Origin of the sequence: Pseudomonas sp. BNK-7 (assembly GCF_048072025.1) — a bacterium.
GTDB classification, from domain to species: Bacteria; Pseudomonadota; Gammaproteobacteria; order Pseudomonadales; family Pseudomonadaceae; genus Aquipseudomonas; species Aquipseudomonas danubii.
Window position 1 is genome coordinate 3,801,610 of the sequence record NZ_CP182252.1, and the last position, 24,216, is coordinate 3,825,825.

Below are 24,216 nucleotides of genomic sequence, written 5' to 3' on the forward strand. Positions count from 1 at the left end.
AGAACCGAACGACGAGGGAATTCGTGTGAACGATGCAAAAAAGACTGAGGCAATGTTTGCCAATCGTCCCGGCACCGATGCCCAGTTGCCCTGGCTCAACCAGCTCAACCGCCAGCGTCTGGCCGGGCCGGCGATGGAGAACAATCGCTGGCTGACCGAAGGCGAGGCCCCGGCGACACTCTGCGTGCACGCCGGCACCTACGAGGACCCGGTGACCGGGGCCGTGGGCACGCCGATATTTCCCAGCACCACCTTTCGCTTCAGCCAGTCCACCTACGAGTCGTTCCTGGAAGGCTACGTGCGTGACATTCCCACCTACAGCCGCTACGGCAACCCGGGGCAGTGGTCGGTGCAGTTGAAGGTGGCGGCCATGGAGGGGGCGCAAAGTGCCTTGGTTCTGTCATCGGGCATGGCGGCGATCGCCTCGACCCTGTTCGCCCTGACCAACCGCAATGGCCATATCATCTCTTCCTACGATCTCTACGGTGGCAGCTACAGCCTGCTGCACGCCGACATCAGCCAGGCCGGGCGCTCGGTGAGCTATGTCGACCCGCTGGATCTGCAGGCGATTCGCCGGGCGATCCGCCCGCAGACCCAGATCATGTTTTTCGAGCTGCTGTCCAACCCGCTGATGAAGGCCATCGATCTGCTGGCCATCGCTGCCTTGTGCAAGCAGGAGAACATTCTTCTGGTGGTGGACAACACCTTCCTTTCACCCATCAGTTGCCGTCCCCTGGAGTGGGGGGCCGATATCGTCATCCACTCGGCGACCAAGTACCTCAACGGGCACAGTGACGCCACCTGTGGCGCGGTTGCGGGCAGTCGCAAGCTGGTGGACCGGGTCTGGGCACAGCTGTTGCGCTTTGGCGGTAACCTGGACCCCTTCGTGTGCTTCCTTCTGGAACGGGGCATGAAGACCCTGGCCGTGCGCATGCAGGCTCATGCCGCAGGGGCCCGGCAGGTGACGCGTTTTCTCGAACGCCATCCACAGGTGACCGCGGTGCATTCGGTCTATGCCGAGGAGTATGCCCACCCCCATCTGTACCAGTACGCCGCCCAGGCCACCTGCGGCATGCTCGGTTTTGAGCTGCGGGGCGGCGATCCGGCGGCCCTGCAACTGCTGGAACACCTCAAGCTGATCACCTGTGCCACCAGCCTGGGCGGTGTCGAGTCGCTGGTGAGCCTGCCGTTCAACACCTCCCACAGCGGCCTGACTCGCGAGCAGCAGAAAAAGATCGGGCTCAACCCCGGGCTGGTCCGGCTGTCGGTGGGAATCGAGAACCCTGATGACCTGTGTGCCGATCTCGAGCAGGCGTTGCGTCAGGTCTACCAAGGAAGGAGTCAGCCATGAGAAACGGAATGAACATCTCGGGCTTCAGTGAGATTGTCCACGAGATCCAGCAAGAGCCGGCCCAGGCGATCTTCCGTTACGCCGCCTATGCGCACTGTTCGCCGGCCGGCGGCATGCTGGCCGGCGTGGCTCCGGCCTTGATCGGCCTGTTGCGCGCGCCGCGGCATTTCGAAGTACCGATCCGCCCCAGCCCGGCGTTGCAATGCCAAGGGCTGCTGGACCCGGCCTGGCCCCAGGAATTGGCCCTGGCGGCGCTCTCCGGCTGTTTCCTGGTGTCCGCGGTGTCGGGGTTTTCCGCGCGACGGACCACGGTCGATCATCTGTCCATGACCACCAGCGCGATCCTGCAGGAAGCGGCCGCTGCTGCTCCCCAAGTGCGCTACGAGATCCGTTCGGGCACCGACAAGAAGATCAGCGAAGCCCTGGAGGTGATCGAGGCGGTGAAGAGCCACAGTCCCAATCACCAGACTTTCGTCCAGCCCCTGGGGCTTTCGGCACGTCTGGTGGATGCCGAGGGCGCTGGCCCCTGGCACAGGTTTTGCCCCTTCGAGCAGGCGCCTGCGGATACTGCGGCGGTCCAGACCAAGACCCAGGCCCTGTCCCTGGATTGCCAGTGGCTCTATGGCACTCAACTGCGGGCGGACTTCGTCCACCAGGACCCTCAGGACCTGCGCAGCTTTCCTATCGACCAGCCCAAGCAGCTGGCCGGTATCGACTGGGGCCCCAACCCCCAGGAATACCTGCTGATGGCGATTGCCGCCGATGTCCTGGCGCAGCTCAACCGTCGCCAGCAGTTGCCGGGTGCGGTGCACCTGGACGTGCGGGCCATGGTGGACATCCGCGGCATGTGTGAAGTGGCGCCGACCCCGGTTCACCTACAGGACATCGAGCTTGAACTGCAAGTCGAAGGCTGGCCGGCCGCCCAGTTGGCGACGCTGATGCAACAGCTGGCGGCGAGCATCGAGGCCTCGGTGGTGTGTGCCCTGATTCGCCATCGGGTGGGTTTCGAGTTCCAGGTCGGTGCCCGGCCGCTGCCCGAGGATGCCCGCGAGTGCCAGCCATGCTGAATCAGTCGACCCTGTGTTTCGCCACCCTGGCGGTTCCCGACCTGGCGGCTGCCGAAGCCTTCTATGTGCAGGTCCTGGGTCTGCAGGTCAGCCGGCGCTTTGCCCCGACCCGCTGGATCAGCCTGGATGTGGATGAGCAGGGCGGTGCCGGACTCGGCCTGATCGAAGACCCGCTGATGGCCCGACCGTCGCCGGCCAGCATGCTTGACCTGATGGTGCCTGAGCTGGATGCGCTGGTTGCCCGGATGCCGCCGCAGGTGACCCTTGTCGAGGCGCCAGGGCCGACCCTGTGGGGCAGTTACAAGGCGGTGATCGAGGACCCGTTCGGCAACCGCCTGGGCCTGGTCCAGTGCAGCCCGCAGGCCGCTGTCCGGGATACCGGGCAGCCGGGAAAGAACGAGTAAGGAGCTGGGATGCTTAAGCAATATGAATGCATGAATGTACCGGACTGCGTTGCTGGCGATGGCGGCTTCGTGTCCGTGGTCTCCGGGCTGCCGCGCAGCGGCACCTCTATGATGATGCGTGCCCTGGCCAGTGCCGGCCTGGCGCCGCTGACTGACAACCTGCGCCAGGGCGATGAACGCAATCCCCATGGCTATTTCGAATGGGAAGCGGTCAAGTCCCGCGACGGCTACCTGGGGTGGATGGACCAGGCCCGCGGCCGTGCGGTCAAGCTGGTGTCGCGCTTTCTCCAGCACCTGCCAGCGACCCACGGGTATCGGGTGTTGTTCATGCACCGTGATATCGATGCGGTGATCCGTTCCCAGCGAGACATGGCCGAGCACCACAGCGGTCAGGTCTGGGGAGGGCAGGAGGTCGAGGAACTGGCGCGGCTGTATCGCGAGCATGTGGCCCAGGTGCTGGCATGGGTCCGTTCGCGGCCGAACATGCAACTGCTGGAACTGGATTATCAACGGGTGCTGCAAGACCCTGACGGCGAATTCACCCGGGTTGCGGCATTCCTCTCACCCTTGCCCCTGGCGGTGCAGTCGATGGCGGCCACCGTGGATCGAGGTCTGAATCATCAAGCGGCGATGGAGGCTGCGAGCCATGTCTGAATTGCCCATCCGTGCAGTCATCTTCGACCTCGACGGAACCTTGATCGACAGCAAGCAAGTGATTCGCGAGGCCTACCACGCGGCCCATGCCCAGGTGGTAGGGGCGGACGTCGAGCCACCACCGTTCAGCGAGTACTGCAAGCACCTGGGACGCAGCTTTGTGCAGATCATGAAGATCATGGGGCTGCCGGCGCAGATGCACCCGGTGTTCATGCGTGAAAGCAACGCGCGAATGCAGCGCATCCGCGTGTTCGAAGGCGTCGGGGGACTCTTGGCGAGCTTGCATGCCAGGGGCATTCCCATGGCGATCGCCACGGGCAAGGACCATGGGCGCACGGTGGCGATTCTCGAGTACCTGGGCCTGCTGAAGTATTTCTCCTGCATCGTCGGCAGCGACGACGTGGCCAATCCCAAGCCGGCGCCGGACATGGCCCGGATGATTGTCGAACAGTTGCATCTGGACCCGGCGAGCTGCCTGTTCGTGGGCGATGCCCTGGCTGACCTGCAGTGCGGCCAGGCGTCGGGCATGCAGACCGCGCTGGCGCTCTGGGATCATCCCGGCGAGGAGATCCGGCGCTATCCCAGCACCTATCAACTGACTGCGCCAGGCCAGATCCTGGCCTTGCTGGAGGTGGCTCGCCATGCCGACATTACTCCTGCTTAACGGCCCCAACCTGGGGCGCCTGGGGCTGCGCGAACCGCAGGTCTATGGCACCAAGACCCTGGACCAGATCACCGCTGAGGTCACCGCGGTCGCCGCCTCCCGTGGCTGGACGGTGCTGGCCCGACAAAGCAACCATGAGGGCGAGTTGATCGACTTCATCGAGAGCCAGCATCAGGCCGAGGCGATGATCATCAATCCGGGGGCGCTGATGATGTCCGGCTGGGCCTTGCGCGATGCCTTGCAGGACTACCCGGGGCGCTGGATGGAGGTGCACATTTCCAACCTGTTTGCCCGCGAGAGCTTCCGTCACAGTTCGTTGCTGGCGCCCCTGTGCCACGGCTTCATTGCCGGTCTGGGCACTGATGGCTATGCCCTGGCCGCCGCGGCACTGGTGGGAGCCCGCCATGTGTAGTGCAACGGCGGTACCGCTGCAGACTCAGGTGATGGACGACGTGCTGGGCCTCTGCGCCCGTTTGCTGAAGGTGGCGCAGGAGCAGTTGCATGCCGGGCAGAACTTCTTCGCCATCGGGGGCAGCTCGTTGCAGGCCCTGCAACTGTGTGCACTGCTCGAACAGCTGCATCCGCAACTGTGCGGCGAGGACGGGATTGACCTGACCCTGATCGTCGGCACCGCGACCCTCGGCGAGTTTGTTGCCGCCGTGCTGCAGGGGGCGGCCGGCCGGCGTGCCGGGGCAATCTGCGAGGGCGAACTATGAGCCAGGCGATGGCGACATTGATCGAGCATTGGGAGCAGCGCGGTGTGCACCTCTATGAAGATGGCGGGCGCCTGCGCTACTACTGCGGCGCAGACGGACTGCCTGAAGATATCCGCCATTTAGTGGGTCATGAGAGGAGTCGCTTGCTGGCGTACCTGGCCCCAACGGACCCACTGGCGTCTCACCTTGGCGGGCTGCGCCAGGCCTACTGGCTGGGTGAGCATTCGGCTTTCAGCCAGGGCAGTGCTGCCTATCTGCACCTGGTCTATGCCGGCGCGGTGCCCACGGCCGCGCAATTGCAAGCGGCATTGCCCCGCCTGCTGGCCTTGCACCCGATCCTGGCGTACACCCTGGACGCCCAGGCCCCGCGCTTCAAGCCGCTGGTCGCGCCGCAGCTGATGGTCGAGCAGCAGGTCGCTGCAGAGGGGACGGACCCACGGCGTTGCACGGCCCTGGCGAACAGCGCCATGCCGATTGCGCCGTTGACCGCGGAGCAGCCGCTGTTTCGCCTGGTGCTGGTGGCAGGTCCCCATGAGCGCTGTTTGCATGTGGTCTATCGGCTGGCGCTGTTCGATGCCCCGGCGGTGCAGATTTTTATCGGTGACTTGCTGGCACTGGTCGCCGGAGACAGTCCTCTGCAAGCGCAGGGCTATGCCCCGGCGCAAGTCGCGGCGTGGAGCCGGGCCCAACGCCTGGCGCGTTTCAAGGCCCGGCACTACTGGCTGCAAAAGATTCCCCAACTGGCTGCGGGTCCGGACCTGCCGCTGGCTCGGCGTCGGCAGGCGAGTGCAACACCGGCGCGCTTCATCGAGCATCGGGTGGTCCTGACGCCGGCGCTGCAGCAGGCGCTGAGTGCGGCGGCACGGCATCATCGGGTGTCGCTCAATGCGGTCCTGCTGACGGTGTATCTGCAGACCCTGGCACGCTGGTCGGGCAGGACCACGGTGACCTGCAGCGTCATGTACAGCACTCGGACGCTGCTGGGGCCGGAGTTCGCCCGCACCATCGGCAATTTCGCCGATACCCTGCTGCTCGATCTGCCATCCCAACCCCTGGCCTTTGCCGCCTGCGCCCAGCGAGTCCAGCAGGACCTGTACGGTGCGCTGCAGCATGCCGCCTACGATGGCGTGTCAGTGGTCCGCGAATGGATTCGCGAACACGACCAGCGTCTCGACAGCAGCGAGCCGCCGATGCCTTATGTGTTTTCCTCGTTGCTGGAAATGGACCTGCCGGCGCCACCGCTGCAACAGACCGATCACGCGATGATGACGCCGCAGATCTGGATCGACGCCCAGGCCTTCGCAAGCGAGGCGGGCCTGTGCCTGTCCTGGGACGAGCGCGAGGGCTTGTTCGAGCCCGGGCTTGTCGCCCAGGCCTTCGAGCATTTTCATGGCGCCCTGGAGCGCCTGGCCAACCAGCCGTCGACCTGGGAGCTGACCGAGCTGGCCTTGCCTGAGTCACTGCTGGCCCGGGTCGATGCCTTCAATCACTGCACGCGGCCGCTGCCTCGGCAGGCTCTGCATCAGGGCCTGTCCAGGCAAGCGGCGCTGCGCCCGGATGCGCCGGCGCTGTTGAGCGCTGGCAGCAGTCTGAGTTTTGCCGAGCTGTTGCGCCTGGCCAGTCGTCTGGCCAGCCACCTGAATGAAAACGGCGTGGGGCCCAGTGACCATGTGGTGGTGCGCGGCAGTCGGGACAGCGCCAATGTGGTGGCGATCTACGCGGTACTGATGGCCGGGGCGACCTATGTTCCGGTGAGCAAGAGTTCTCCGGTGCGCCGGGTGCATTCGATCATCACCCAGGCAGCGGCCACCACGGTGCTGGGCGACGATGCTGCGGACATCGCGGCGGTGCTCGCATCGCCGGTGAACTGGTCGCTCGACTACCGGCACTGGCTGGCGTCGCCGGAGGCGCAGGGCGCCGCTATCGCACCGGCTTATCCGGCGGTGGACAGTTCCCTGGCCTACCTGATGTTCACCTCCGGCACCACGGGCACGCCCAAGGGGGTAGCGGTCAGCCATCGCGCCGCGTTCAATACCCTGCTGGACTGTCGCGAGCGCTTTGCCATCGACGCCCAGGACCGGCTGCTGGGGGTTAGTGAGTTCAGCTTCGACCTGTCGGTGTTCGACCTGTTCATGCCGGCATTGTGCGGCTGTGCGCTGATCCTGCCGGCCAATGGCGAGCGGGCCGAGCCCCAGGCCTGGCTCGACGCGGCACGGACCCATGGGGCGACTGTCTGGAACTCGGTCCCGGCGATCATGGAAATGGCCCTGGGCTACGCCAGGGCGGTGGGCCTGCCGACGCCGGCGGCGAGTGTGCGCCTGTGGATGGCCAGCGGCGACTGGATCGCCCTGGGGTTGCCCGAGCGCCTGCGGGAGCTTACACCGGGTTCGCGCTTCGTGGCCTTGGGGGGCGCCACCGAGGCGGCCATCTGGTCCAACTGCTTCGAGGTCCAGCAAGTGCACCCCGAGTGGCCGAGCATTCCCTATGGCCGACCGCTGAGCAACCAGCGGTTCTACATTCTCGACGCGCTGGGCCGGCGTTGCCCGCCTGGGGTCAAGGGCATGCTGTACATCGCCGGCGACGGCCTGGCAGCGGGCTACATCCATGATCGGCAACGGACCGAGCAGGCCTTCTTCATCGAGCCCGGGTTGCAGCAGCGGGTCTACCGCACCGGTGACATGGGACGGCTGCGAATGGACGGGGAGATCGAGTTTCTCGGCCGCGAGGACTTGCAGGTCAAGCTCAATGGCATGCGTGTGGAACTGGCGGAGATCGATGCGGTGCTGGGACGCGCCCCCGGGGTTGAACAGGTGGCGGTGTGTGTAGACGCTGCCGGGGCCTTGTACGGGTTTTTCGTCGCCGGTCAGCCGGCACCCAGTGGCCCGCAGTTGCTGGCCTTCGCGGCGCAGTACCTCAATCCCTACATGCTGCCGGTGCAGTTGTTCGCGCTGGCGCAGATGCCGCTGAGCGCCAACGGCAAGGTGGATCGGGGGGCGCTGGTGGCCTTGCTGCCAGGGCTTTGCGAGCCCGGCGAGCCGGTGCAGGAGGTGGGCTTCTCGGCCCGGCAGGAACTGCTGCTGAGCTGCGTCCAGCGGGTGTTGCCGGCGGTACGTGGCGCGGCTGATTCATGGTTCGACATGGGCGCCTCGTCACTGCACGCGGTGCACATTCTGTTGGGGTTGAACACTGAGCTGGGGCTGGACCTGAGCCTGGCGGACATCTACGCCTATCCCTCGGTCAGTGCCTTGCTCGGGCATGTGCAGGGCACGGGCCGGCGGCACCGCAACCGGGTGGATTTCTGCGCCGGCAGCGGTGAGCCGCAACCCTTGCTGGTGCTGGTGCACCCGGTGGGCGGGGCGTTGTCGTGCTATTGGCCGATGATTCGTGCCACCCGCGAGGACTTCCAGGTGATTGGCCTGTGTGCCGACGCCGGCCAGCGTTTCGATACGCTTGAGGATCAGGCTCTGGAGTACCTGGAGCAATTGCAGGACAGCCTGCAGGCAGCACGTCCGGTGGTGCTGGCCGGTTGGTCGTTCGGTGGCGTGCTGGCGGTGGAAATGGCCCGCTTGCTCAGTGACCGCGGCCGTCAGCAACTGGCGCTGGTGACCCTCGATGCGGGCGCGCCGCTGGACAGCGTGGTGCAATTGCCGCCGAGCCTGTTGCAGCAACTGTTTCAGGACGACCTGGAGCATTGCGCCCAGATCCAGGCCACGGGCCAGGCGGTAGCCGAAGTCTGCGAGAGCGCCACCCAGGAACGCTTTGCCTTGTTCTGTCGGCACTACGCCGCCTTGCTCGATTATCGCTACCGAGCGCCGGCTTGCCCGACCTGGCACCTGCAGGCCAGCGTCGAGCAGCCGTCCAGCGGGCTGCGTCCCTTGGCCGGACAGGACCGGGACGCCCATTGCCTGACCCTGGCTGGTGACCACTACAGCATTCTTTCCGGGGCGGCCCTGGAGCAGATTTTGCTGAGCCTGGCGGCGGCGGTGCGCGAAGTCAGCGCGGCGGATGACCGCCAGGCAGGGACATGAACGCTGGTGAACACAGGCGTGCGCGCCCAGTGGCCACCCCGGCAGGCGGCTCACTAGTGGCTGCGGGCCATGATGTGGAGTGTCTGAAAGTGCTGTTCCAGGCTGATTCTGCACTGGCGGATCGCCCCGCTAACCGGGAAAATTCGCCTCGGCTCCAAGGCTGCCACCCAGGCGCCAGGAGCCTCATAAACAGGGTAATTAAAGGAGTGACACTGTGAAGTTTGGATACACGATTGTTTATGTTCCCGATGTTGAAGCCTCGATCCGTTTCTTCGAGGACGCCTTCGGTTTCTCCCGTCGTTTCCTCGACGAGTCCGGTGATTACGGTGAACTCGACAGTGGCGCCACGACCCTGGCCTTCGCCAGCCGCGGCCTGGCGGACTCCAATTGTGAAGGCGGCTACCAGTTCTGCAGCCCTCAGCACAAACCTCTGGGCATCGAGATCGCCCTGGTCACCGATGATGTGCCCAAGGCCCATGCCAAGGCCCTGGCCGCCGGCGCCACCGAGCACGCGGCTATTCAGCACAAGCCTTGGGGGCAGGTGGTTTCCTATGTGCGTTGCCCGGCCGGAACCCTGGTCGAGTTGTGCACTCCGGTGGGCCAGTGAGCACCGGGCTTGAGGTTGCGGGCTGCCAGGGAGTACGCGGTCATGGTTAAAACCGAGGATGCGGTCCTGGCGTTGCTCGAGGACATCGGCAGCACCCACGGAGCCTTGCTGGACATCGTCCAGCGTGTGCGCCAGGTGGTGGAGGAAACCTGCGGCGGCGTCGAGGAAATGGTCAAGTACGGGGGCATCATGTTTTCCCGTGCAGCGCCGTTCTGCGGGGTCTATGCCTATACCGACCATGTATCGGTGGAGTTTGGTCAGGGCTATCTGTTCGAAGACCCGCACGGGGTGCTCGAAGGCTCTGGAAAGTTTCGCAGGCATATCAAGTTGTTTGCTGTATCGGATGTTCAAAAGAAGCATCTTGCTGATTATGTAAGGCAAGCAATCACTCAATAGTCTTTTGAACTGAACACCTAACTAACGGTTGTTTCCTGCGGGGGATCATATCCCCCGCACGGGACCTTATTGCCCTGAAAAAACCACAGAGTGGAATGAGCACATGAACGATGCCAGCACTTACGGCGAAACCCTGGCCGATATCTATGACGACCTGTACGGCGATGCTCCGGCCAATGCCATCGAGGTCCTGGTGGCAATGGCCGGCACCCGCGAGCCGGTGCTGGAGCTGGGGATCGGCACCGGGCGTTTCGCCTTGCCGATGCGTGCACGCGGTGTGCAGGTGCATGGCGTCGATGCATCACCGTCGATGCTGGAGAAGCTGCGGGCCAAGCCCGGTGCGGCCGGCATTCCCCTGACCGAGGCGGATTTCGCCACCCTGGAAGGGGTCGGGGGCGGTCCGTTCAGCCTGGCCTTCTGCACCTTCAGTTCATTGTTCCTGCTGCTGTCCCAGGCCGCCCAGGTCAGTTGCTTCAAGGCCACCAGCGCCTTGCTCAAGGACCATGGACGCCTGGTGATCGAGACCTTTTATCCGGACCTGTCGCGCTACGGCAAGGACCAGCCGGTCTATGTCGGCGGCCTGGAGCGCAACGAAGTGCTGCTGGAAGCTTCGCGCCTGGATGCCGTCGCGCAGCGGGTCAGCTGCCGCTTTATCCGCATGCAGGAGCAAGGGGTGAAAGTGATTCCGGTGGAGCTGCGCTATGCCTGGCCGGCGGAACTGGACCTGATGGCCGAGCTGGCGGGCATGCGCCTGGTGCAGCGCTGGTCAAGTTGGGACAAGACGCCTTTCGTCGAGGGCTCGTTCAAACATATATCGACCTATGAAAAGTTGCCCCAGGCCTGACTTTCCTGAACTTCGGAGTTGGACATGGACGTTTCTCAATCACCACGCATTGTGATCGACGAAAGTCGTTCGGCCCGCGAGTTGATGCTCGCGGGAGAGTGGTTCTGTACGCCTGATCTGGAACTTGCGCGCATGCGTTTTCGCTCCCAGGCATTGCAACGACGCTTTAACGATTGCTCTGTTCTGGCGTTCAAGGAACAGCAGGCCCTGCTGGCGAAGTTACTCAAGCGAGTGGGCCTGAACAGTTGGATAGAACCCAACTTTTATTGTGATTATGGGGTGCATATCGAGATTGGCGATGAGGTGTTTATCAACATGAACTGCACCTTTCTGGACGCAAACCGGATCCTCATCGGCGATCGCACCTACCTCTCGCCCGGCGTACAGCTGATGACCACCGCCCACCCCCTGGACCCCCGGGCACGTACGGTGCGGATCGACGCTCGCCTCAAGTGCGTGCAGCGGGCAGCACCGATTGTGCTGGGCAACGATGTGTGGATCGGCGCGGGGGCGGTGCTGTTGGGCGGGGTGGAGGTCGGCGATGGCAGCGTCATCGGCGCCGGCAGCGTGGTGACACGCTCGATCCCGGCCGGGGTACTGGCGGCAGGTAATCCCTGCCGAATCATCCGCTCGGTGTACGAGTGAACCTACTGGATCTGTTTATGAGAGACGTGACAGTGAATATCGATGACACAGGCAAGGGCGACACCGGCGCTATCGCCTCCCTCGGCGAGGCGGCCGGCCGGTTCGTCCATGGACCGTTGTGTGTGTGGTTCACCGGCCTTTCGGGGGCCGGCAAGTCGACCCTGGCCAGGGCCCTGGAAGCGCGGCTCGGGCAGTTGGGCGCACGAGTGCGGGTCCTGGATGGCGACGACCTGCGTGGCGGGTTGAACAGCGATCTGAAATTCAGCGCCGCCGACCGCAAGGAGAATATCCGCCGCCTGGGGGAGGTTGCCCGGCTGTTCTACGACAGTGGCTACATCGTCCTGGTCAGTGCGATTTCGCCATTCATTGAAGACCGCGAGCGGGCGCGGGCGTTGTTTGCCGCGCCGTCGTTCATCGAGGTGCACGTCGCCACTGCTCTGGCCTTGTGCGAAGCGCGCGACCCCAAGGGCCTGTATGCCAGGGCCCGCAGTGGCCTGCTGCCGGAGTTCACCGGGATTGACAGTGCCTACCAGCCGCCGACGGCCTGCGAGTGCCTGATCGAGACGGCAGGGCGCAGTGTCGACGACGGCGTCGGGCAGTTGCTGGAAGTCATTGGGCGCATCGGTGGAGGACATCATTGATGGCCACTTCGACCTTCGAGCGCGTGCTCAAGCGTTACCGTTTCTGGCTGTTTGCCCTGGTGCTGGTGCTGGTCGCGGGGTTGTCCTGGGGGATGACCTCGATCCGCTTCGCCGCCGACTACCGGGCGTTTTTTCCCGAGGGCGAAAAAACCGTCGAGCAACTGGACGCCTTGCACCGGCAGTTTGGCAAGTCCGACACCCTGCTGTTCGTGATCAAGAACCCCAAGGGCACGGTGTTTACCCGGGAGTACCTGGAGCAGTTGCATGAGCTGACGCAACAGGCCTGGCACATTCCCCACGCTTATCGGGTGGACTCGGTAACCAACTTCCAGCATGTGTTCGCCGAAGGCGACACGGTGCATGTCGAGGCCCTGGTACGCGAGCCCACGGACCTGACGCCGTCCCACATCGAGTTGATGGAGCGCCTGGGACGCAATGACATCGAACTGGTCAAGCGCCTGGTGTCCAGCGATGGCCAGACGCTGGGGGTGCTGGTCACCCTGCAGTTTCCGCCACAGACCCTGGATGCGGCGCTGGCCGCCACCGCCGAAGGCCAGCGCCTGCTGGATGACTTTGCCCGCAAGAACCCGCAACTGCAGGTGCACCTGACCGGGCTGGCGGCCGTGGAGGCGGCCTATCCGGCAGCGGCGCAGCAAGACATGGCGGTGCTCACGCCGTTGATGTACCTGATCATTCTGCTGGTGAGCGTGCTGATGCTGCGCAGTCTTGGCGCCCTGCTGGTGGTGCTGATCGCCATCAGCATGGCCACCGCCGCGACCCTGGGCGCCAGCGGCTGGCTGGGCTTTGAGGCGACGGCCTTGACCGGCCTGCTACCGACCATTGTTCTGGCGACCTCGGTGGCGGAGATTATGCACGTGCTGTCCGCCGCGCGGCAGATGAGCGCTGAGTATGGCCAGCGCCGGGTGGACCTGGCCTGCGCGGCGATCAAGGACACCATCAAGCCGATTGCCATTGGCACGGCGACCAATGCCGTGGGTTTCTATAGCCTGGTGTTCGCCGCGTCGCCGCCCTACAAGGAGTTCGGGGTGCTGGCGGCCATCGGTGCGGTCATGGCGTTGCTGGTGACCATTTCGGTGGCCGCGGTGCTGATCCCGCTGCTGCGGCTCAAGCCGCTTGAGGGGGCCGCCAGCCGGCGCTATTCGCTGTACATGGAGCCGTTGTTGCGCTACCCGAAGCTTTGGCTGCTGGGGTTTGTGGTGCTGTTCGTGCTGGCGATCGAGCCGGCGCGCAACAACCTGATCAATGACCGGATCGTGGAGAACTTCGACACCAGCATCCCGGTGCGCAACGCCACCGAGTTCGCCATGGACAACCTGTCCGGGATCTATCGCCTGGAATATGTCGCCACCTCGGCCAGGGGCGATATTTCCGATCCGGGCTTTCTCGTCGAACTGGACCGTTTCGCCCAGTGGCTCAGGACTCAGCCGGAAGTCGATTCGGTCACCACCCTCGGTGATGCCCTGAAGAAGCTCAACCAGACCATGAACGGCGGGCAGTCCGGGGAATATCGCTTGCCCAGCGACCCGGCGTTGGCCGCACAGATGCTGCTGGTGTACGAAATGTCACTGCCGTTCGGCCTCGACCTGGGCAGCCAGATCAACATCGACAAGTCGGCCACGCGCCTGGTGGTGACCCTGAGCCGGCTCGACACCCAGCAGATCCGCGACATCAAGCAGCGGGCCGATGACTGGTGGCAGACCCATGCCGATCGTGCGGCGCTGGTGCCGAGCCTGGGCACCGGCGAGGCGGTGGTGTTTGCCAACCTCACGCACATCAGCATCGAGTACATGGTCAATGGCCTGCTGTTCGAACTGGTGACCATCACCCTGATGGTCGCGCTGTTCCTGCGCAACGCCGGCCTGGGGTTGATCAGCATCCTGCCCAACGTCTTTCCGTTCTTCATCATGTTCGGCCTCTGGGGCCTGTGGCGCGGTGAGATCAATACCGCGGCGATCAATGTCTGCGTGGTGGTCTACGGCCTGATCGTCGAGGCCACGATCCACATCATGAGCCACTACAAGGAACTGCGCCTGGTGCAGGGCCACCCGCCACGAGAGGCACTGCGCCTGACCTACCAGCATGTGCTGCCGTCGGTGTTCGCCAATGCGGTGATTCTCGCCTCGGGCTTCATGGTGATGACCTTGTCGCCGTTTTCGATGAACGCCGATTTCGGCCTGCTGGCAGTCATCGCGATTTTCCTCGGACTGATCTTCGACGCTCTGTGCCTGCCCCTGGTGCTGCTGACCTTTGACCGCTTCCTGTGGGGCCGCGCCGCCACGCGACTGGCCACGCGCGAAGCCTGAACCCGACCCGTATTCAGAGAAGGAATCGACAATGAACTGCAATGCCGTATCGAGCGTCTGCCTGTCACTCTGCGCACTGCTGTACCAGGGGACATCGCTGGCCAGCCCGGAGCAGGAACTGGGGCAGCAATACGCCCATCACTGGCGCGACAGTGACCTGGGCTACCAGGACACCAGTGCCAGAATCCGCCTGACCCTGGTGGAGAAGGAGGGCGCCAGCACCGACCGCTTCATGCGCATGAACAGCTTCGAAACCGCCAGCACGGCGGTGGGCGACAAGGTGCTGCTGACCTTCGAGGCCCCGGAGAACATCAAGAATTCCCGGGTGCTGATCCACTCCAAGATCAAGGAAGGCGATCAGGTCTGGCTGTACCTGCCGGCCCTCAAGCGGGTCAAACGGGTGGCGGCGGCCGACCGTTCCGGGTCGTTCTCGGGCAGCGAGTTTTCCTACGAGGACATTGGCTCAATGGAAGTCGGCAACTACGACTACCAATGGTTGCGCGACGAACCCTGCGGCGACTTCCAGTGCGCGGTGGTCAAGCAGGTGCCGCTGTATCCGTATTCGGGCTATTCGTCGATCTGGGTCTGGTACAACAAGACCGACTACCGGCAGATGAAGACCGAGTACTACGACCGCAAGGGCAGCAAGTTCAAGACCCTGACCCTGGGTGACTACCAGTTGTTCCTGGGGCGCTACTGGCGTGCCCTGAACATGACCATGGTCAATCACATCACCGGTCGGCAAACCGTGCTGGTCAGTTCCGACGTGCAGTTTCGCACCGGCATCCGGGAGGACGCTTTTGAACCTGCAAGGCTTGGAAACCTGACGCAATGAATCCAGGCAAGGTCCACCGCAGGCTCCAGGCGTTGATGCTGGGGCTGTGCTGGAGCGTCACCCAGGTGCAGGCCGAGGCGGAGCAGGGGTTGTCGGCGAAGATCGCGCTCAAGCGCTACTTCTTCAGCTCATCGCCGGCCGAAGGCGTCGACGATGGGCAGCTGTCCGGCACCGCGCAACTGGGCCTGGACTACCAGTACCTGCAGAGCTGGGACAGCCTGCGCCTGCGCCTGGTGGTCAACCCGCGCTACCTGGAGAGCGGGTCCAGGGACCCGCGGCCGAGTTTCTATTGGGATGAGCTGTTCGTGCTCCTCGAGCAGGACAACCGTGAGCTGAAAGTGGGGCGGATCAAGGAGCATTGGGGTGTCATGGAGACCCGCCAACTGGTGGATGTGATCAACACCTACGACAACCTCGACGGTCTGCAACCGGAAGAAAAGCTCTCGCAGAAAGCCATCAAGCTGGGCAGCACCCTGGGGCCCGGGCATCTGAGCCTGTACCTGCTCGACGGCTTCGAACCGGTGCAGTTCTACAGCGAGCCGGCGCGGTTTGCCGCTTACCGGGTCCAGCCAGCGGCCGAGTACATCCACGGTGCCGATCCGGATTCCCTGGATCTGGCGGCGCGTTATTTCGTCTCGGTGGCCGACCTGGACATCGGCCTGAGCTACTTCAAGGGCACCAATCGGTCGCCGGCATTGCGCGCCGAAGGTGACAGCCTGGTGGCCCAGTACACCGAGGTCACGCAATGGGGGCTGGATGCGATCTGGGTCAGGGAACAATGGTTGTACAAGCTCGAGGCCCTGGATCAGCGGGTTAGCGACAATGCCTACAGCTCGCGCAAGCTGTCGGTGGGGCTCGAATACGCGATTAACCGGGCCTGGCGCGATGCCGACCTGAGCCTGATCGGTGAATACCACCACGACCGTGACCAGCCCCTGGCCCCGGTGAGCATCTTTGATCGCAAGTTCCTGTTGGGGGCGCGTCTGGAACTCAACGATGCCCATTTGTCCTCGGTGTTCCTGGGCTACACCGCGCAGGCGTCCGATCTGCGCAACAACATGCTCAGCGCCTCCCTCGACCTGGGGCTCAGCGATGCAGTGCGGGCCGGTGTCAGCGCGGCGCTGATCAACAGTTCCGCGAGCGACGTGGTCTGGGATGCGCTGGCCAGCGATTCCCACGTGGCGTTGGAGCTTTCCTATTCATTCTGATCGTACCGGCGCGCGCCGGGCCGATCCCATGCAATTGCTTAAAGGGATAACGCCATGGATACCTTGCTACAGATCATCGGATTCGGGCCCGCGGCCCTGGGTCTGTTCATTACTGCAGATCGCAATGGCCGTTTGCAGCAATTGCTCGACTGCGGGTTGCAGGTGCATGAGCGCAGTGCCTCCCTGGAGCAGTGGGATGGCCTGGGCTACGAAATCGAAGCCAATTCGCCGATTGCCGATTTTCTTGGCGGCATTCGCCGCGACGGGGTGTTTGCCCAGTGCCTGGATCAACCCCAGGTCCAACGCTGGCTGCAGGTTCCGGAGCAGGTAGTGCCCCTGGTGCAGGTCTCGGCGTTTCTGCGTCAACTGGCGCAGGTGATCATCGAGCGCTGTCAGGCTCACCCCAGAGCGGCGATCCATTTTGCCCACGGGGTCGAGGACGTCCGATGCGAGGCGGATGGCTTCACGGTCAGTGGTGGCTGGGGTAACAGTTCCAGCCGTTACCTGGTGCTGGCCTGTGGCGCCCGGGTGCGTGACCTGCAACCGCAGGAGGCGATGCCGGCCACTTCGGTGCTGTGCTCCGACCGGGTGCTGCGGGGGCGGGTTGACCCGATCCTGCGCCAGACCCTGGAGCAAGGGCGGCCAGTGGTGGTGCTGGGGGGCAGTCATAGCGCCTTTTCCGTGGTCGGCTACCTGCTTGAGCGTTTCACCGGACTGCTCGGCCTGGGGTCGATCCAGGTCCTGTGCCGTCGCCGCCCGGCATTGTGGGCGGCCTCGACCCGGGTTGCCGCGCCATTGGGGGCCCAGGACCGGGTGGATGAGGACAGTGGCGAGGTCAACCGCTTCTGCGGCTTGCGCGGTGCCGCCCAGGACACCCTGCTGCAGATCGAGGCTGGCGCGCGCGCCAGTGTCGTCTTGCACATCGGCTCCACCGATCCGCAACCCTGGCTCGCCCGCGGTGCGCTGTTGATCAATGCCACCGGTTACCGACCCCGATTGCCCGGGCTGCTGGATGCCCAGGGCCGTCAACTGCGCCTGGACCAGCGCGACGGCAACCTGTGCAAGCACCCGCAGAGCCACGAACTGACGGTGGGCGGCCAAGCGGTGCGCGGGTTGTTCGGCACCGGGCTGGGGTTTTCCGACCGGCGCGGCGCGACCCTGGAAGTCGGGGTCAACTTCTTTCACGGCCGTTGTGCCGGGAACATTCTGCACGCCGTGCTCTGACGGCATCTCACTTCAACCAGGCATACAGGAGGCTGCATGCACACACTCGCGGCAACTCGATCGGATCTACAGACAGGACTGGCGATGCTGCCCAGCGCTTTACCCGCGGACCCCGCCGCACTGGACGACCTGCTGTCCAAACTCGCCACCCCCCAACGGGTCTATCAATTGCTGTCGTCGCGCCTGACGGTGCGGCAGGTGCTCTGGTGCCTGGCGCAACTGCTGGCCGAGGGACAGCTGCGCGTGGTGCCGGGAGGCTCGCCGCAGCGCTTTGTCCGGGAGGGGCCGGATGAGACTCCGCTGCCGGGCTGCGGCCTGCATCTGGTGGGCGACGACAGCCTGCGCCTGAACCCGCATTTTCGCGAGATCCTCACCGATCTCATCAGTGACAAGCAGAGCCAGTACAGCCAGTCCGTCGAGACCTACGAAACCTTGATCCGTCGTTACAAGATCATGCAGAGCCTGGGCGACTTGAATCACGAGGCGCTGTTGCTGTTGGGGGATGACGCGTTGTTCTCGCTGTTCCTCGCGGTACATGGTTATCGCCGACGGATCGTCGTGGCGGACATCGACCCGCAGTTGCTGGCGACCATTGCCCGGGTCGCGGCGCAGCAGGGTTTCAATAACATCGAGGTGGTTCAGTACGATGTCTTCCAGCCCTTGCCCCAGAGCCTGGTCGGGCAGTTCGACTGCTTTGCGGTCAATGGTTTCAAAGACCTGGGAGGCTTGCTGATGTTCGTCTGTCGCGCCTTGCAGGCACTCAAGGCGCCACCGGCCATGCGCAGCGGCTACCTCAACTTCGGCAGTCACGATGTGCTGTCAGTGGAGCAGGTCAGGCAGGAGGTCGAGATGCATCAGGCGCTGCTGCGCTTTGGTCTGTACCTGGACTACTGCGTGCCCTGTCCCGAAACCCATGTGTGCAGTGCCTTCGAGGAAGCCTTCAGCGCCAGCGCGCAACGCCTGGCCGAGGTGCCGCCGGTGTTGCGAGTGCAGGCGTGCGAGCGTGAACTGCAGGCGCTGTACCAGGCCTTTTCCCACCTGTCCTGGGTGCAGATGCGCAACTTCCCGGACATCCAGCTCTCGCCCCTGAAGATGGGCCGCTGCCGGGTGGTGGAGCGCAATGACCGGGAGATCTCCCGGTTCCTGCGCTTGGGCCAGTTGTACGCAGGCAGCACCGCCAATGCCCAGTGAGGCCGGCAATGGCCGGGTGGTGGTGCTGTCGCCGCACCCGGACGATGGGGTCTGGTCCCTGGGCAGTGGCCTGGCACGCTGGGCGCCGCGGCAGGAGATTGAGCTGTTGAGCCTGTTTGCCGGCGACGCCCCGGCGGGGCTGACCCGGGCCCGTGCGCCGGAGCAGCGCTGGCGCTGTTTTTCCACGCCCGGGCAACGTCGCGCCGAGGATCGGCGTGCCGCCGCAGTCCTCGGCTACGGCTGTTCGAACCTGGAGGCAACGGATGGTGCATTGCGTCTGGATCAGGGCGGAGGTTTTGCGCATGCCAGCCTGCAGTCGCTGTTCCTGGACAGCACCCCGGCCTCCTGGCCAGCCCCGGAGGCTGCCCTGGTGGCTGCGCTGCAAGGTTTTCTACGGCCGCAGGATGTGGTCTGCGCGCCGCTGGCCATCGGGGGGCATGTCGACCATTGCCTGACCCATCGCCTGGCCCGCGAGCTGCCTAACCGGGTGTATTTCTACAGTGAGTTTCCCTATGCCGAGCAGTTGTCGCAGCAGGCGCTGCAGGGGCATGTGCGGGCCTTGGGCCTGCAGCTGCAAGCCCGGGATATTGCCTGTTCCTGGCCGGCGTGGCGCGAGGCGGCGCTGTGCTACCGCTCCCAGGTGCTGATGCTGTTCGCCGGTCAGGGCCGTTTTCTCCAGGCCCTGCAGCGTCACTGCCGCGTACAGGGGGACACGGCGTTCTGCCGGATCTGGTCGACCCGGGCGATGTAGCGCTGCACCGAGCCGGTGGGCGAGAGCAGTTCGTCCAGGGCCAGGGCCTCGGCGATTGGTGCCTGGGCCTGGAACAGTTGCAGGTTATGCCGATGGTCCTCCCAGCGCTGGGGATTGTGATGGGACATGTGGTAACCGCAGGCGCGGGGTTCCAGGCTCAGCCTGACCCCGGCCCGCCACAAGCGGTAGCCCAGGTCCAGGTCTTCCATGCCCCAGCGTCGGCCATAGGACGCATCGAACCCGCCTACTTGGCGCCAGGCGCTGCGCGACAGGGAGATGTTCGCCCCGGCACTGGCCAGCCATGGCCACTGGCTGGCCCGTGGATGTTCTGCGGCCTGCTCCAGGGGATTGGCCAGGGTCCGCGCGCTCTGTGGTGTCCAGCGCCCGGCCAGCAAGTCTTCCACCAGGATCGGTGGGCAGCCGACGGTGCCCAGGGCCGGATCGCTCACCGGACCCAGGGCAATCAGTTCCCGCAGCCGGCCGTGTACCAGGCCGCTGTGTGTCTGCTGGGCCTGCAGGTGGGCCTCGAAGAAACCGTCCTGGACCAGGATGTCATCGTCGAGAAACAGCAGGATCTCACCCCTGGCGACACTGGCCCCAAGATTCCTCGCCGCTGCGCGCCCCAGGCCCGGCGAACTGAGCAGCCGTACGTCCGGCAAGGATTCGACCAGGGCCAGTACGGCGGGCTGGGCGCCGTCGGCGACGATCACGGTCTCGAATTCACAGCGTGCCTGTTGGCGCTGCAGGCTGGCCAGGGTCAGGCGCAGGCGCTCGGCCTTGGCATGCACCGGAATGATCACGGAGAGCTGCATCAGGCACCTTCGTCGCGCAAGTCGCTGGCAGGGCCAGCCTGGCCGGGCTGGTGGTTCAGTTGGTGGTGGCGCTGGGTCATGAGCACCGCAGCGATCAGGTTGCCGATCAGCATGGCTTCCACCAGACCATTGAGGCCGCGCTGCCAGTGCAGGGTCAGCAGCCAGCCCAGGGGCACCATCAGCAGCAGGTAGGCAATGGCATGGATCAGGGTGGGGGCCATGGCGTCTTCGCGTCCGCGCAGGGCATTGGACATGATTCCCTGCCAGGCATCGAAGGGCAGCGCCAGGGCCAGTAGCAGCATGCTCGGCAGGGCCACGGCCAGCAGTTGCGAGTCATGGCTGTATTGCGCCAGCAACGGTTCCGGCAGGGCCGCCAGGACCAGGGCGCAGAGGGTGCTCAGGGACACCCCCAGCAGCAGCCCGGCGCGGGTCGACAGCTTGATGTCCGGCAGGTCGCGGTTGCCGTGGGCCATGCCCACCTGGATCGAGGTGGCAAAGCCGACCCCCATGGGAATCATGAACAGGATTGAGCGGATATTGACCAGCACCGCGCAGGCAGCGGCAATTAATGGCGAGGCCACTGCGGCCATGACCGCGATGAGCATGAAGGCCAGGGCTTCGATGCCGAAGCTCAAGCCGCCGCCGTAACCGATGCGGCGCTGCATCTGCCATTGCGGCCAGGCCCAGCGAAAACGCTGGTTGATCGCGAAATCGTCACGGTCAGCCATGATCCGGTGCACATACAGCACGATCGCCAGTGCCATCAACAGCCGGACAATGGTGGTGCACCAGGCTGAGCCCAGGGCGCCCATTTCCGGCAGGCCGAACTCGCCGTAGACCATGGCGTAGCACAGCACCGCGTTGACCAGGTTGCCGCCCAGGATGACCAGGGTGGCGGGCATGGGGCGAGAGATGCCTTCGAGGAAAAACGAGTAGGCGATGTAGATCAGGATCGCCGGCAACCCCAGCGCTACGATGACCATCAGTTCGGCGATGGCCGCGGCCAGCTCCGCCTGCACCCCGAACCGCGCGAGCAAGGGCAGGCTGGCGACACTGGCCAGGGCGCAGGCCAGCCCGAGACCGAGGGCCTGGACCACTCCGCGCTGGGCGGCCAGGCCGGCGGCGCGCGGGTCCTGCTGGCCGATGGCGATCGAGCCCATGACCAGGATGCCGAACAGCAACCCGGCGGCAATCAGCATGTAGGTGTCGGCAATCGCGTGGGTGATGGAGATCGCAGCCAGCGACTCGGTGGCATAGCGCCCGACCATGATGGTGTCCACCAGGGACAGCAACAGGAAGCCGATGCGCGACACGACGATCGGCCCCGAGAGTTTGGAGAGTTGCAGCAACTTGTCTTTGAGCGGTGTGGAACTGGCCATGGGAGTGGCTCCTGGCTACGGTGCCCGGTCAGTGATCTGGCCGGGCGGTGCAAGATGGCGTGAGATGGGGGTAGAGGGCGGACATCGCCGAGGCCAGCGAGCGCAGCTTGCGGTACTCGTGTTCGCGGGTCTGCGCACAAGTGCCCAGGCTGGCGATGCGGCTGCCGAGGAAGTCCCGGTAGGGCGCGAGGTTGTCCTCGGCGGCGAAGGCCAGAGAGGTCTGGGTGCCGTCCACGGTCAGGGTCAGGCTCGGCTGTTGGATGCGGTTCTGGCTGAAGCCGAAGGTGGTGCGCAAACACAGCTCACCGGCGCTGCCGTACAGGGTGATACGGGTTTCATCGTGCTCCTGGTGGCTGGCCCAGGCAGTACTCATGCGCACCAGCGTGCCGCCCCGGGCCTGCAGGCAACTGAATGACTGCGACTCGACTTCGATCGCGCCTCCCGGGCCCTGGTCGCCACGCCAGGTGGCCTGCTGTTGAGCTTCATCGGCGGTCGCCGGCACATGGTTGCACAAGGCCGCGTCGATCAACGGATAGTCCAGTGCATGCAGAGCCACCTCCAGCAGGTGCCAGCCCAGGTCCGCGCCCGAGCCGGCCAGGGCCTGGCTGGCCTGGGTGAACCAGGAGCCCGGGCGCGGCACCCCACGGCGCCGACGCCAGCTGACATCGATGCAGTGCAGTGTGCCCAGCGCGCCCCGGGCCGCGGCCATGGCGCGAACGTCGCTGCGGTGGGCCGCCGCGGCGCTGACCAGGAGTTCGGCACCGGTTTCACGGCTGCAGCGGATCAACTGTTCGGCATCCGCGGAGGACAGGCAGGCGGGTTTTTCCAGGATCACGTGTAATCCCTGGCCCATGGCCCTCAAGGCCTGCTGCACGTGATGCACGTTGGGCGAGCAGATCAGGGCCAGATTGCAATTGTGCAACGCCTGGTCACTCATGCAGCGATGCCAGCGCGGGCCAGGCGACATGGCAGGGAAGGCCGTACTCGCATCGGTCTGTGGATCGATCACCGAGACAATGTGCGCATTGTGTTGCACCAGCAGTGGTGCCCAGACATTGCGCACCACCCAGCCGGCTCCGACGAGGGCTATACGGGGCTCGATCATCGTTCGCCGGCCAGATGCTGGTGGACCTTGGCGATGGCCGTGGCGATGTCCAGGGTGTCCTGTTCATTGCCGAGCAGGGCGCGGTGATGGATCCAGATACCTCGTTGTGCCATGTGCTCGGTCACCGGACAGGAGGCGATGCATTGGGCCAGGTCCTGCCGGGTCGGTGCCGGTGCCTGCCAGAAGCTGGGAATGCGGTACAGCGCCTGGTAGGAGCGGAACGCCGGGATGCCTTCGGCCACCAGGCAGTCCACCACCCGGTTGCGATCCAGCGCGCGCTGGCCCGGGAGGTCGTTGAGGGTGAACAGGAACATGTAATAGGGATGGGTGTGGGCATCTTGGGTGCGCACCTGTGCGGTGACCAGTCCCTGGCGGGCCAGGGTGTCACTCAGGAGCCGGGCGTTGTGCTGGCGCACACGGGTCTGTTGCTCCAGGCGTGAAAGCTGGACACCAAGCACCGCGGCGCTGAACTCGCTCAACCGGGCATTGGTGCCGACCACGGTGTGCTGATAGCTGCGATCACCCAGCGGACGCCCGCAATTGCCATACAGGAAGACCTTCTCGCGCAGCTCTTCGTTGGGGCACAGGACCAGGCCGCCTTCACCGGCGGTCATCAGCTTGAAGTTCTGGAAACTGAAGCAGGCCAGGGAGCCATACTCGCCGATCCCGGTATCTGCGTAGCCCCGCGCGCCGTGGGCATGGGCGGCGTCCTGGATGATCACCAGCCGATGCTGGTCGGCGATTCTCGACAGGCTGAGCATGTCGCACATGTGCCCAGCCATGTGTACTGGAATGATGGCTCGGGTGCGGGGGCCGATGTTCGCCAGCACGGCGGCCGGGTCGATGCACAGCGTGTCGGGCAGTACATCCACGGCAATCGCGGTGGCACCGATACGCTGGCAGGCCATCGAGGTGGAGATGAAGGTGAACGCCGGCACTATGACCTCGTCACCGGCACCGATGCCTGCGGCTTGCAGGGCGATTTCGATCGCCACTGTGCCGTTGCTCACCGCAAAGGCCGAATGGGCGCCGTGCATCTGCGCGAAGGCCTGTTCGAAGTCCAGGTTTTCGCAGCCTTGCATGCGCCACCACTGGCCCTGATGCAGGCTGCGCAGCAGAGCGCTTTCCTCTTCGGCGCCAAACTGTGGCCAGCCGGGATAAGGGGTTTGTCGAACAGGGGTACCGCCATCAATAGCCAGGGTCATACATCCATTCCCTTGGAAAGGTTGATAAATAAACAGGCAAGCAGATGTTTACCGGGATGTTTTGGAAGAAGTCCCGGTGTTTAAAGTGTCTTTCCTGAAGTTGTAGTTGGGCTGCCAAATGTGTCGCGCTATAGGTTTTGTAGTTCGTGGGTGGTGCTTCCCTAG

23 protein-coding genes are annotated in these 24,216 nt (G+C 64.6%); 19 read left to right on the plus strand and 4 right to left on the minus strand.

The annotated features are described in order from the left end of the window. The first annotated feature begins 52 nt into the window (after positions 1-52). From ACMGF8_RS17750 to ACMGF8_RS17840, 19 genes are all read left to right on the plus strand, one after another. Entirely contained in the window at positions 53-1,351 is a 1,299-nt protein-coding gene (locus ACMGF8_RS17750) for a trans-sulfuration enzyme family protein (RefSeq protein WP_102864331.1), read from the plus strand. Then, positions 1,348-2,418: an OsmC family protein gene (locus ACMGF8_RS17755; RefSeq protein WP_110595803.1), complete on the plus strand. Its 1,071-nt coding sequence runs from the start codon at positions 1,348-1,350 to the stop codon at positions 2,416-2,418. Before ACMGF8_RS17750 ends, ACMGF8_RS17755 begins: the two co-directional genes overlap by 4 nt. Next, entirely contained in the window at positions 2,412-2,822 is a 411-nt protein-coding gene (locus tag ACMGF8_RS17760) for a VOC family protein (protein ID WP_102864333.1), read from the plus strand. Before ACMGF8_RS17755 ends, ACMGF8_RS17760 begins: the two co-directional genes overlap by 7 nt. A gap of 9 nt (positions 2,823-2,831) precedes the next feature. After that, positions 2,832-3,476: a sulfotransferase family protein gene (locus ACMGF8_RS17765; RefSeq protein ID WP_102864334.1), complete on the plus strand. Its 645-nt coding sequence runs from the start codon at positions 2,832-2,834 to the stop codon at positions 3,474-3,476. Beyond that, on the plus strand, positions 3,469-4,140 hold the full coding sequence (locus ACMGF8_RS17770) for an HAD-IA family hydrolase (RefSeq protein ID WP_102879858.1): 672 nt from the start codon (positions 3,469-3,471) through the stop codon (positions 4,138-4,140). Before ACMGF8_RS17765 ends, ACMGF8_RS17770 begins: the two co-directional genes overlap by 8 nt. Then, on the plus strand, positions 4,118-4,552 hold the full coding sequence (locus ACMGF8_RS17775) for a type II 3-dehydroquinate dehydratase (protein WP_102864336.1): 435 nt from the start codon (positions 4,118-4,120) through the stop codon (positions 4,550-4,552). Before ACMGF8_RS17770 ends, ACMGF8_RS17775 begins: the two co-directional genes overlap by 23 nt. After that, entirely contained in the window at positions 4,545-4,856 is a 312-nt protein-coding gene (locus tag ACMGF8_RS17780) for a phosphopantetheine-binding protein (protein ID WP_162884136.1), read from the plus strand. The genes ACMGF8_RS17775 and ACMGF8_RS17780 overlap by 8 nt, the downstream gene beginning before the upstream one ends. An 8-nt stretch (positions 4,857-4,864) precedes the next feature. Beyond that, on the plus strand, positions 4,865-8,884 hold the full coding sequence (locus tag ACMGF8_RS17785; protein ID WP_207167572.1) for a non-ribosomal peptide synthetase: 4,020 nt from the start codon (positions 4,865-4,867) through the stop codon (positions 8,882-8,884). A gap of 214 nt (positions 8,885-9,098) precedes the next feature. Continuing rightward, positions 9,099-9,491: a VOC family protein gene (locus ACMGF8_RS17790; RefSeq protein WP_102864339.1), complete on the plus strand. Its 393-nt coding sequence runs from the start codon at positions 9,099-9,101 to the stop codon at positions 9,489-9,491. 42 nt (positions 9,492-9,533) lie between these two features. Next, the gene (locus ACMGF8_RS17795; RefSeq protein ID WP_102864585.1) at positions 9,534-9,887 is read left to right on the plus strand and encodes a DUF1801 domain-containing protein; all 354 of its coding nucleotides are present in this window, start codon (positions 9,534-9,536) and stop codon (positions 9,885-9,887) included. A 103-nt stretch (positions 9,888-9,990) separates the two neighbouring features. After that, complete coding sequence (locus tag ACMGF8_RS17800) at positions 9,991-10,731, plus strand: class I SAM-dependent DNA methyltransferase (RefSeq protein WP_115582208.1); 741 nt, start codon at positions 9,991-9,993, stop codon at positions 10,729-10,731. 24 nt (positions 10,732-10,755) lie between these two features. Next, positions 10,756-11,376, plus strand: coding sequence for a sugar O-acetyltransferase (locus tag ACMGF8_RS17805; protein WP_102864341.1), 621 nt, complete (start codon positions 10,756-10,758; stop codon positions 11,374-11,376). Between the two features lie 17 nt (positions 11,377-11,393). After that, positions 11,394-12,017, plus strand: coding sequence for an adenylyl-sulfate kinase (cysC, locus tag ACMGF8_RS17810; protein WP_115582209.1), 624 nt, complete (start codon positions 11,394-11,396; stop codon positions 12,015-12,017). Next, complete coding sequence (locus tag ACMGF8_RS17815; RefSeq protein ID WP_115582210.1) at positions 12,017-14,341, plus strand: efflux RND transporter permease subunit; 2,325 nt, start codon at positions 12,017-12,019, stop codon at positions 14,339-14,341. Before cysC ends, ACMGF8_RS17815 begins: the two co-directional genes overlap by 1 nt. A 31-nt stretch (positions 14,342-14,372) precedes the next feature. Next, entirely contained in the window at positions 14,373-15,176 is an 804-nt protein-coding gene (locus tag ACMGF8_RS17820; RefSeq protein WP_102864344.1) for an outer membrane lipoprotein-sorting protein, read from the plus strand. Beyond that, the gene (locus tag ACMGF8_RS17825; protein ID WP_102864345.1) at positions 15,173-16,384 is read left to right on the plus strand and encodes a hypothetical protein; all 1,212 of its coding nucleotides are present in this window, start codon (positions 15,173-15,175) and stop codon (positions 16,382-16,384) included. The genes ACMGF8_RS17820 and ACMGF8_RS17825 overlap by 4 nt, the downstream gene beginning before the upstream one ends. Positions 16,385-16,438: 54 nt before the next feature. After that, entirely contained in the window at positions 16,439-17,608 is a 1,170-nt protein-coding gene (locus tag ACMGF8_RS17830; protein ID WP_102864346.1) for a hypothetical protein, read from the plus strand. Positions 17,609-17,692: 84 nt separating this feature from the next. After that, complete coding sequence (locus ACMGF8_RS17835; protein WP_162884138.1) at positions 17,693-18,799, plus strand: bis-aminopropyl spermidine synthase family protein; 1,107 nt, start codon at positions 17,693-17,695, stop codon at positions 18,797-18,799. Further along, a complete protein-coding gene (locus ACMGF8_RS17840) occupies positions 18,789-19,550 on the plus strand; it encodes a PIG-L deacetylase family protein (protein ID WP_162884139.1) in 762 nt (253 codons plus the stop codon). Before ACMGF8_RS17835 ends, ACMGF8_RS17840 begins: the two co-directional genes overlap by 11 nt. Here ACMGF8_RS17840 and ACMGF8_RS17845 read toward each other — a convergent pair. From ACMGF8_RS17845 to ACMGF8_RS17860, 4 genes are read right to left on the minus strand one after another with little or no spacing between them, the layout of a single operon-like run. Next, positions 19,490-20,362, minus strand: coding sequence for a glycosyltransferase family 2 protein (locus tag ACMGF8_RS17845; RefSeq protein ID WP_250330425.1), 873 nt, complete (start codon positions 20,360-20,362; stop codon positions 19,490-19,492). The two genes, ACMGF8_RS17840 and ACMGF8_RS17845, sit on opposite strands and share 61 nt — an antisense overlap. Then, entirely contained in the window at positions 20,362-21,741 is a 1,380-nt protein-coding gene (locus ACMGF8_RS17850; protein WP_102879846.1) for an MATE family efflux transporter, read from the minus strand. Before ACMGF8_RS17850 ends, ACMGF8_RS17845 begins: the two co-directional genes overlap by 1 nt. A gap of 28 nt (positions 21,742-21,769) precedes the next feature. Further along, on the minus strand, positions 21,770-22,846 hold the full coding sequence (locus tag ACMGF8_RS17855; protein ID WP_102864351.1) for a Gfo/Idh/MocA family protein: 1,077 nt from the start codon (positions 22,844-22,846) through the stop codon (positions 21,770-21,772). Further along, positions 22,843-24,051: a DegT/DnrJ/EryC1/StrS family aminotransferase gene (locus ACMGF8_RS17860; RefSeq protein WP_102864352.1), complete on the minus strand. Its 1,209-nt coding sequence runs from the start codon at positions 24,049-24,051 to the stop codon at positions 22,843-22,845. The genes ACMGF8_RS17855 and ACMGF8_RS17860 overlap by 4 nt, the downstream gene beginning before the upstream one ends. Positions 24,052-24,216: the final 165 nt, after the last annotated feature.

Bases quoted from the DNA above. Each gene is read 5' to 3' on its own strand.
- ACMGF8_RS17750 (WP_102864331.1), top strand. From the start codon at position 53: ATGTTTGCCAATCGTCCCGGCACCGATGCCCAGTTGCCCTGGCTCAAC.
- ACMGF8_RS17755 (WP_110595803.1), top strand. From the start codon at position 1,348: ATGAGAAACGGAATGAACATCTCGGGCTTCAGTGAGATTGTCCACGAG.
- ACMGF8_RS17760 (WP_102864333.1), top strand. From the start codon at position 2,412: ATGCTGAATCAGTCGACCCTGTGTTTCGCCACCCTGGCGGTTCCCGAC.
- ACMGF8_RS17765 (WP_102864334.1), top strand. From the start codon at position 2,832: ATGCTTAAGCAATATGAATGCATGAATGTACCGGACTGCGTTGCTGGC.
- ACMGF8_RS17770 (WP_102879858.1), top strand. From the start codon at position 3,469: ATGTCTGAATTGCCCATCCGTGCAGTCATCTTCGACCTCGACGGAACC.
- ACMGF8_RS17775 (WP_102864336.1), top strand. From the start codon at position 4,118: ATGCCGACATTACTCCTGCTTAACGGCCCCAACCTGGGGCGCCTGGGG.
- ACMGF8_RS17780 (WP_162884136.1), top strand. From the start codon at position 4,545: ATGTGTAGTGCAACGGCGGTACCGCTGCAGACTCAGGTGATGGACGAC.
- ACMGF8_RS17785 (WP_207167572.1), top strand. From the start codon at position 4,865: ATGGCGACATTGATCGAGCATTGGGAGCAGCGCGGTGTGCACCTCTAT.
- ACMGF8_RS17795 (WP_102864585.1), top strand. From the start codon at position 9,534: ATGGTTAAAACCGAGGATGCGGTCCTGGCGTTGCTCGAGGACATCGGC.
- ACMGF8_RS17800 (WP_115582208.1), top strand. From the start codon at position 9,991: ATGAACGATGCCAGCACTTACGGCGAAACCCTGGCCGATATCTATGAC.
- ACMGF8_RS17805 (WP_102864341.1), top strand. From the start codon at position 10,756: ATGGACGTTTCTCAATCACCACGCATTGTGATCGACGAAAGTCGTTCG.
- cysC (WP_115582209.1), top strand. From the start codon at position 11,394: ATGAGAGACGTGACAGTGAATATCGATGACACAGGCAAGGGCGACACC.
- ACMGF8_RS17815 (WP_115582210.1), top strand. From the start codon at position 12,017: ATGGCCACTTCGACCTTCGAGCGCGTGCTCAAGCGTTACCGTTTCTGG.
- ACMGF8_RS17820 (WP_102864344.1), top strand. From the start codon at position 14,373: ATGAACTGCAATGCCGTATCGAGCGTCTGCCTGTCACTCTGCGCACTG.
- ACMGF8_RS17825 (WP_102864345.1), top strand. From the start codon at position 15,173: ATGAATCCAGGCAAGGTCCACCGCAGGCTCCAGGCGTTGATGCTGGGG.
- ACMGF8_RS17830 (WP_102864346.1), top strand. From the start codon at position 16,439: ATGGATACCTTGCTACAGATCATCGGATTCGGGCCCGCGGCCCTGGGT.
- ACMGF8_RS17835 (WP_162884138.1), top strand. From the start codon at position 17,693: ATGCTGCCCAGCGCTTTACCCGCGGACCCCGCCGCACTGGACGACCTG.
- ACMGF8_RS17840 (WP_162884139.1), top strand. From the start codon at position 18,789: ATGCCCAGTGAGGCCGGCAATGGCCGGGTGGTGGTGCTGTCGCCGCAC.
- ACMGF8_RS17845 (WP_250330425.1), bottom strand. From the start codon at position 20,362: ATGCAGCTCTCCGTGATCATTCCGGTGCATGCCAAGGCCGAGCGCCTG.
- ACMGF8_RS17850 (WP_102879846.1), bottom strand. From the start codon at position 21,741: ATGGCCAGTTCCACACCGCTCAAAGACAAGTTGCTGCAACTCTCCAAA.
- ACMGF8_RS17855 (WP_102864351.1), bottom strand. From the start codon at position 22,846: ATGATCGAGCCCCGTATAGCCCTCGTCGGAGCCGGCTGGGTGGTGCGC.
- ACMGF8_RS17860 (WP_102864352.1), bottom strand. From the start codon at position 24,051: ATGACCCTGGCTATTGATGGCGGTACCCCTGTTCGACAAACCCCTTAT.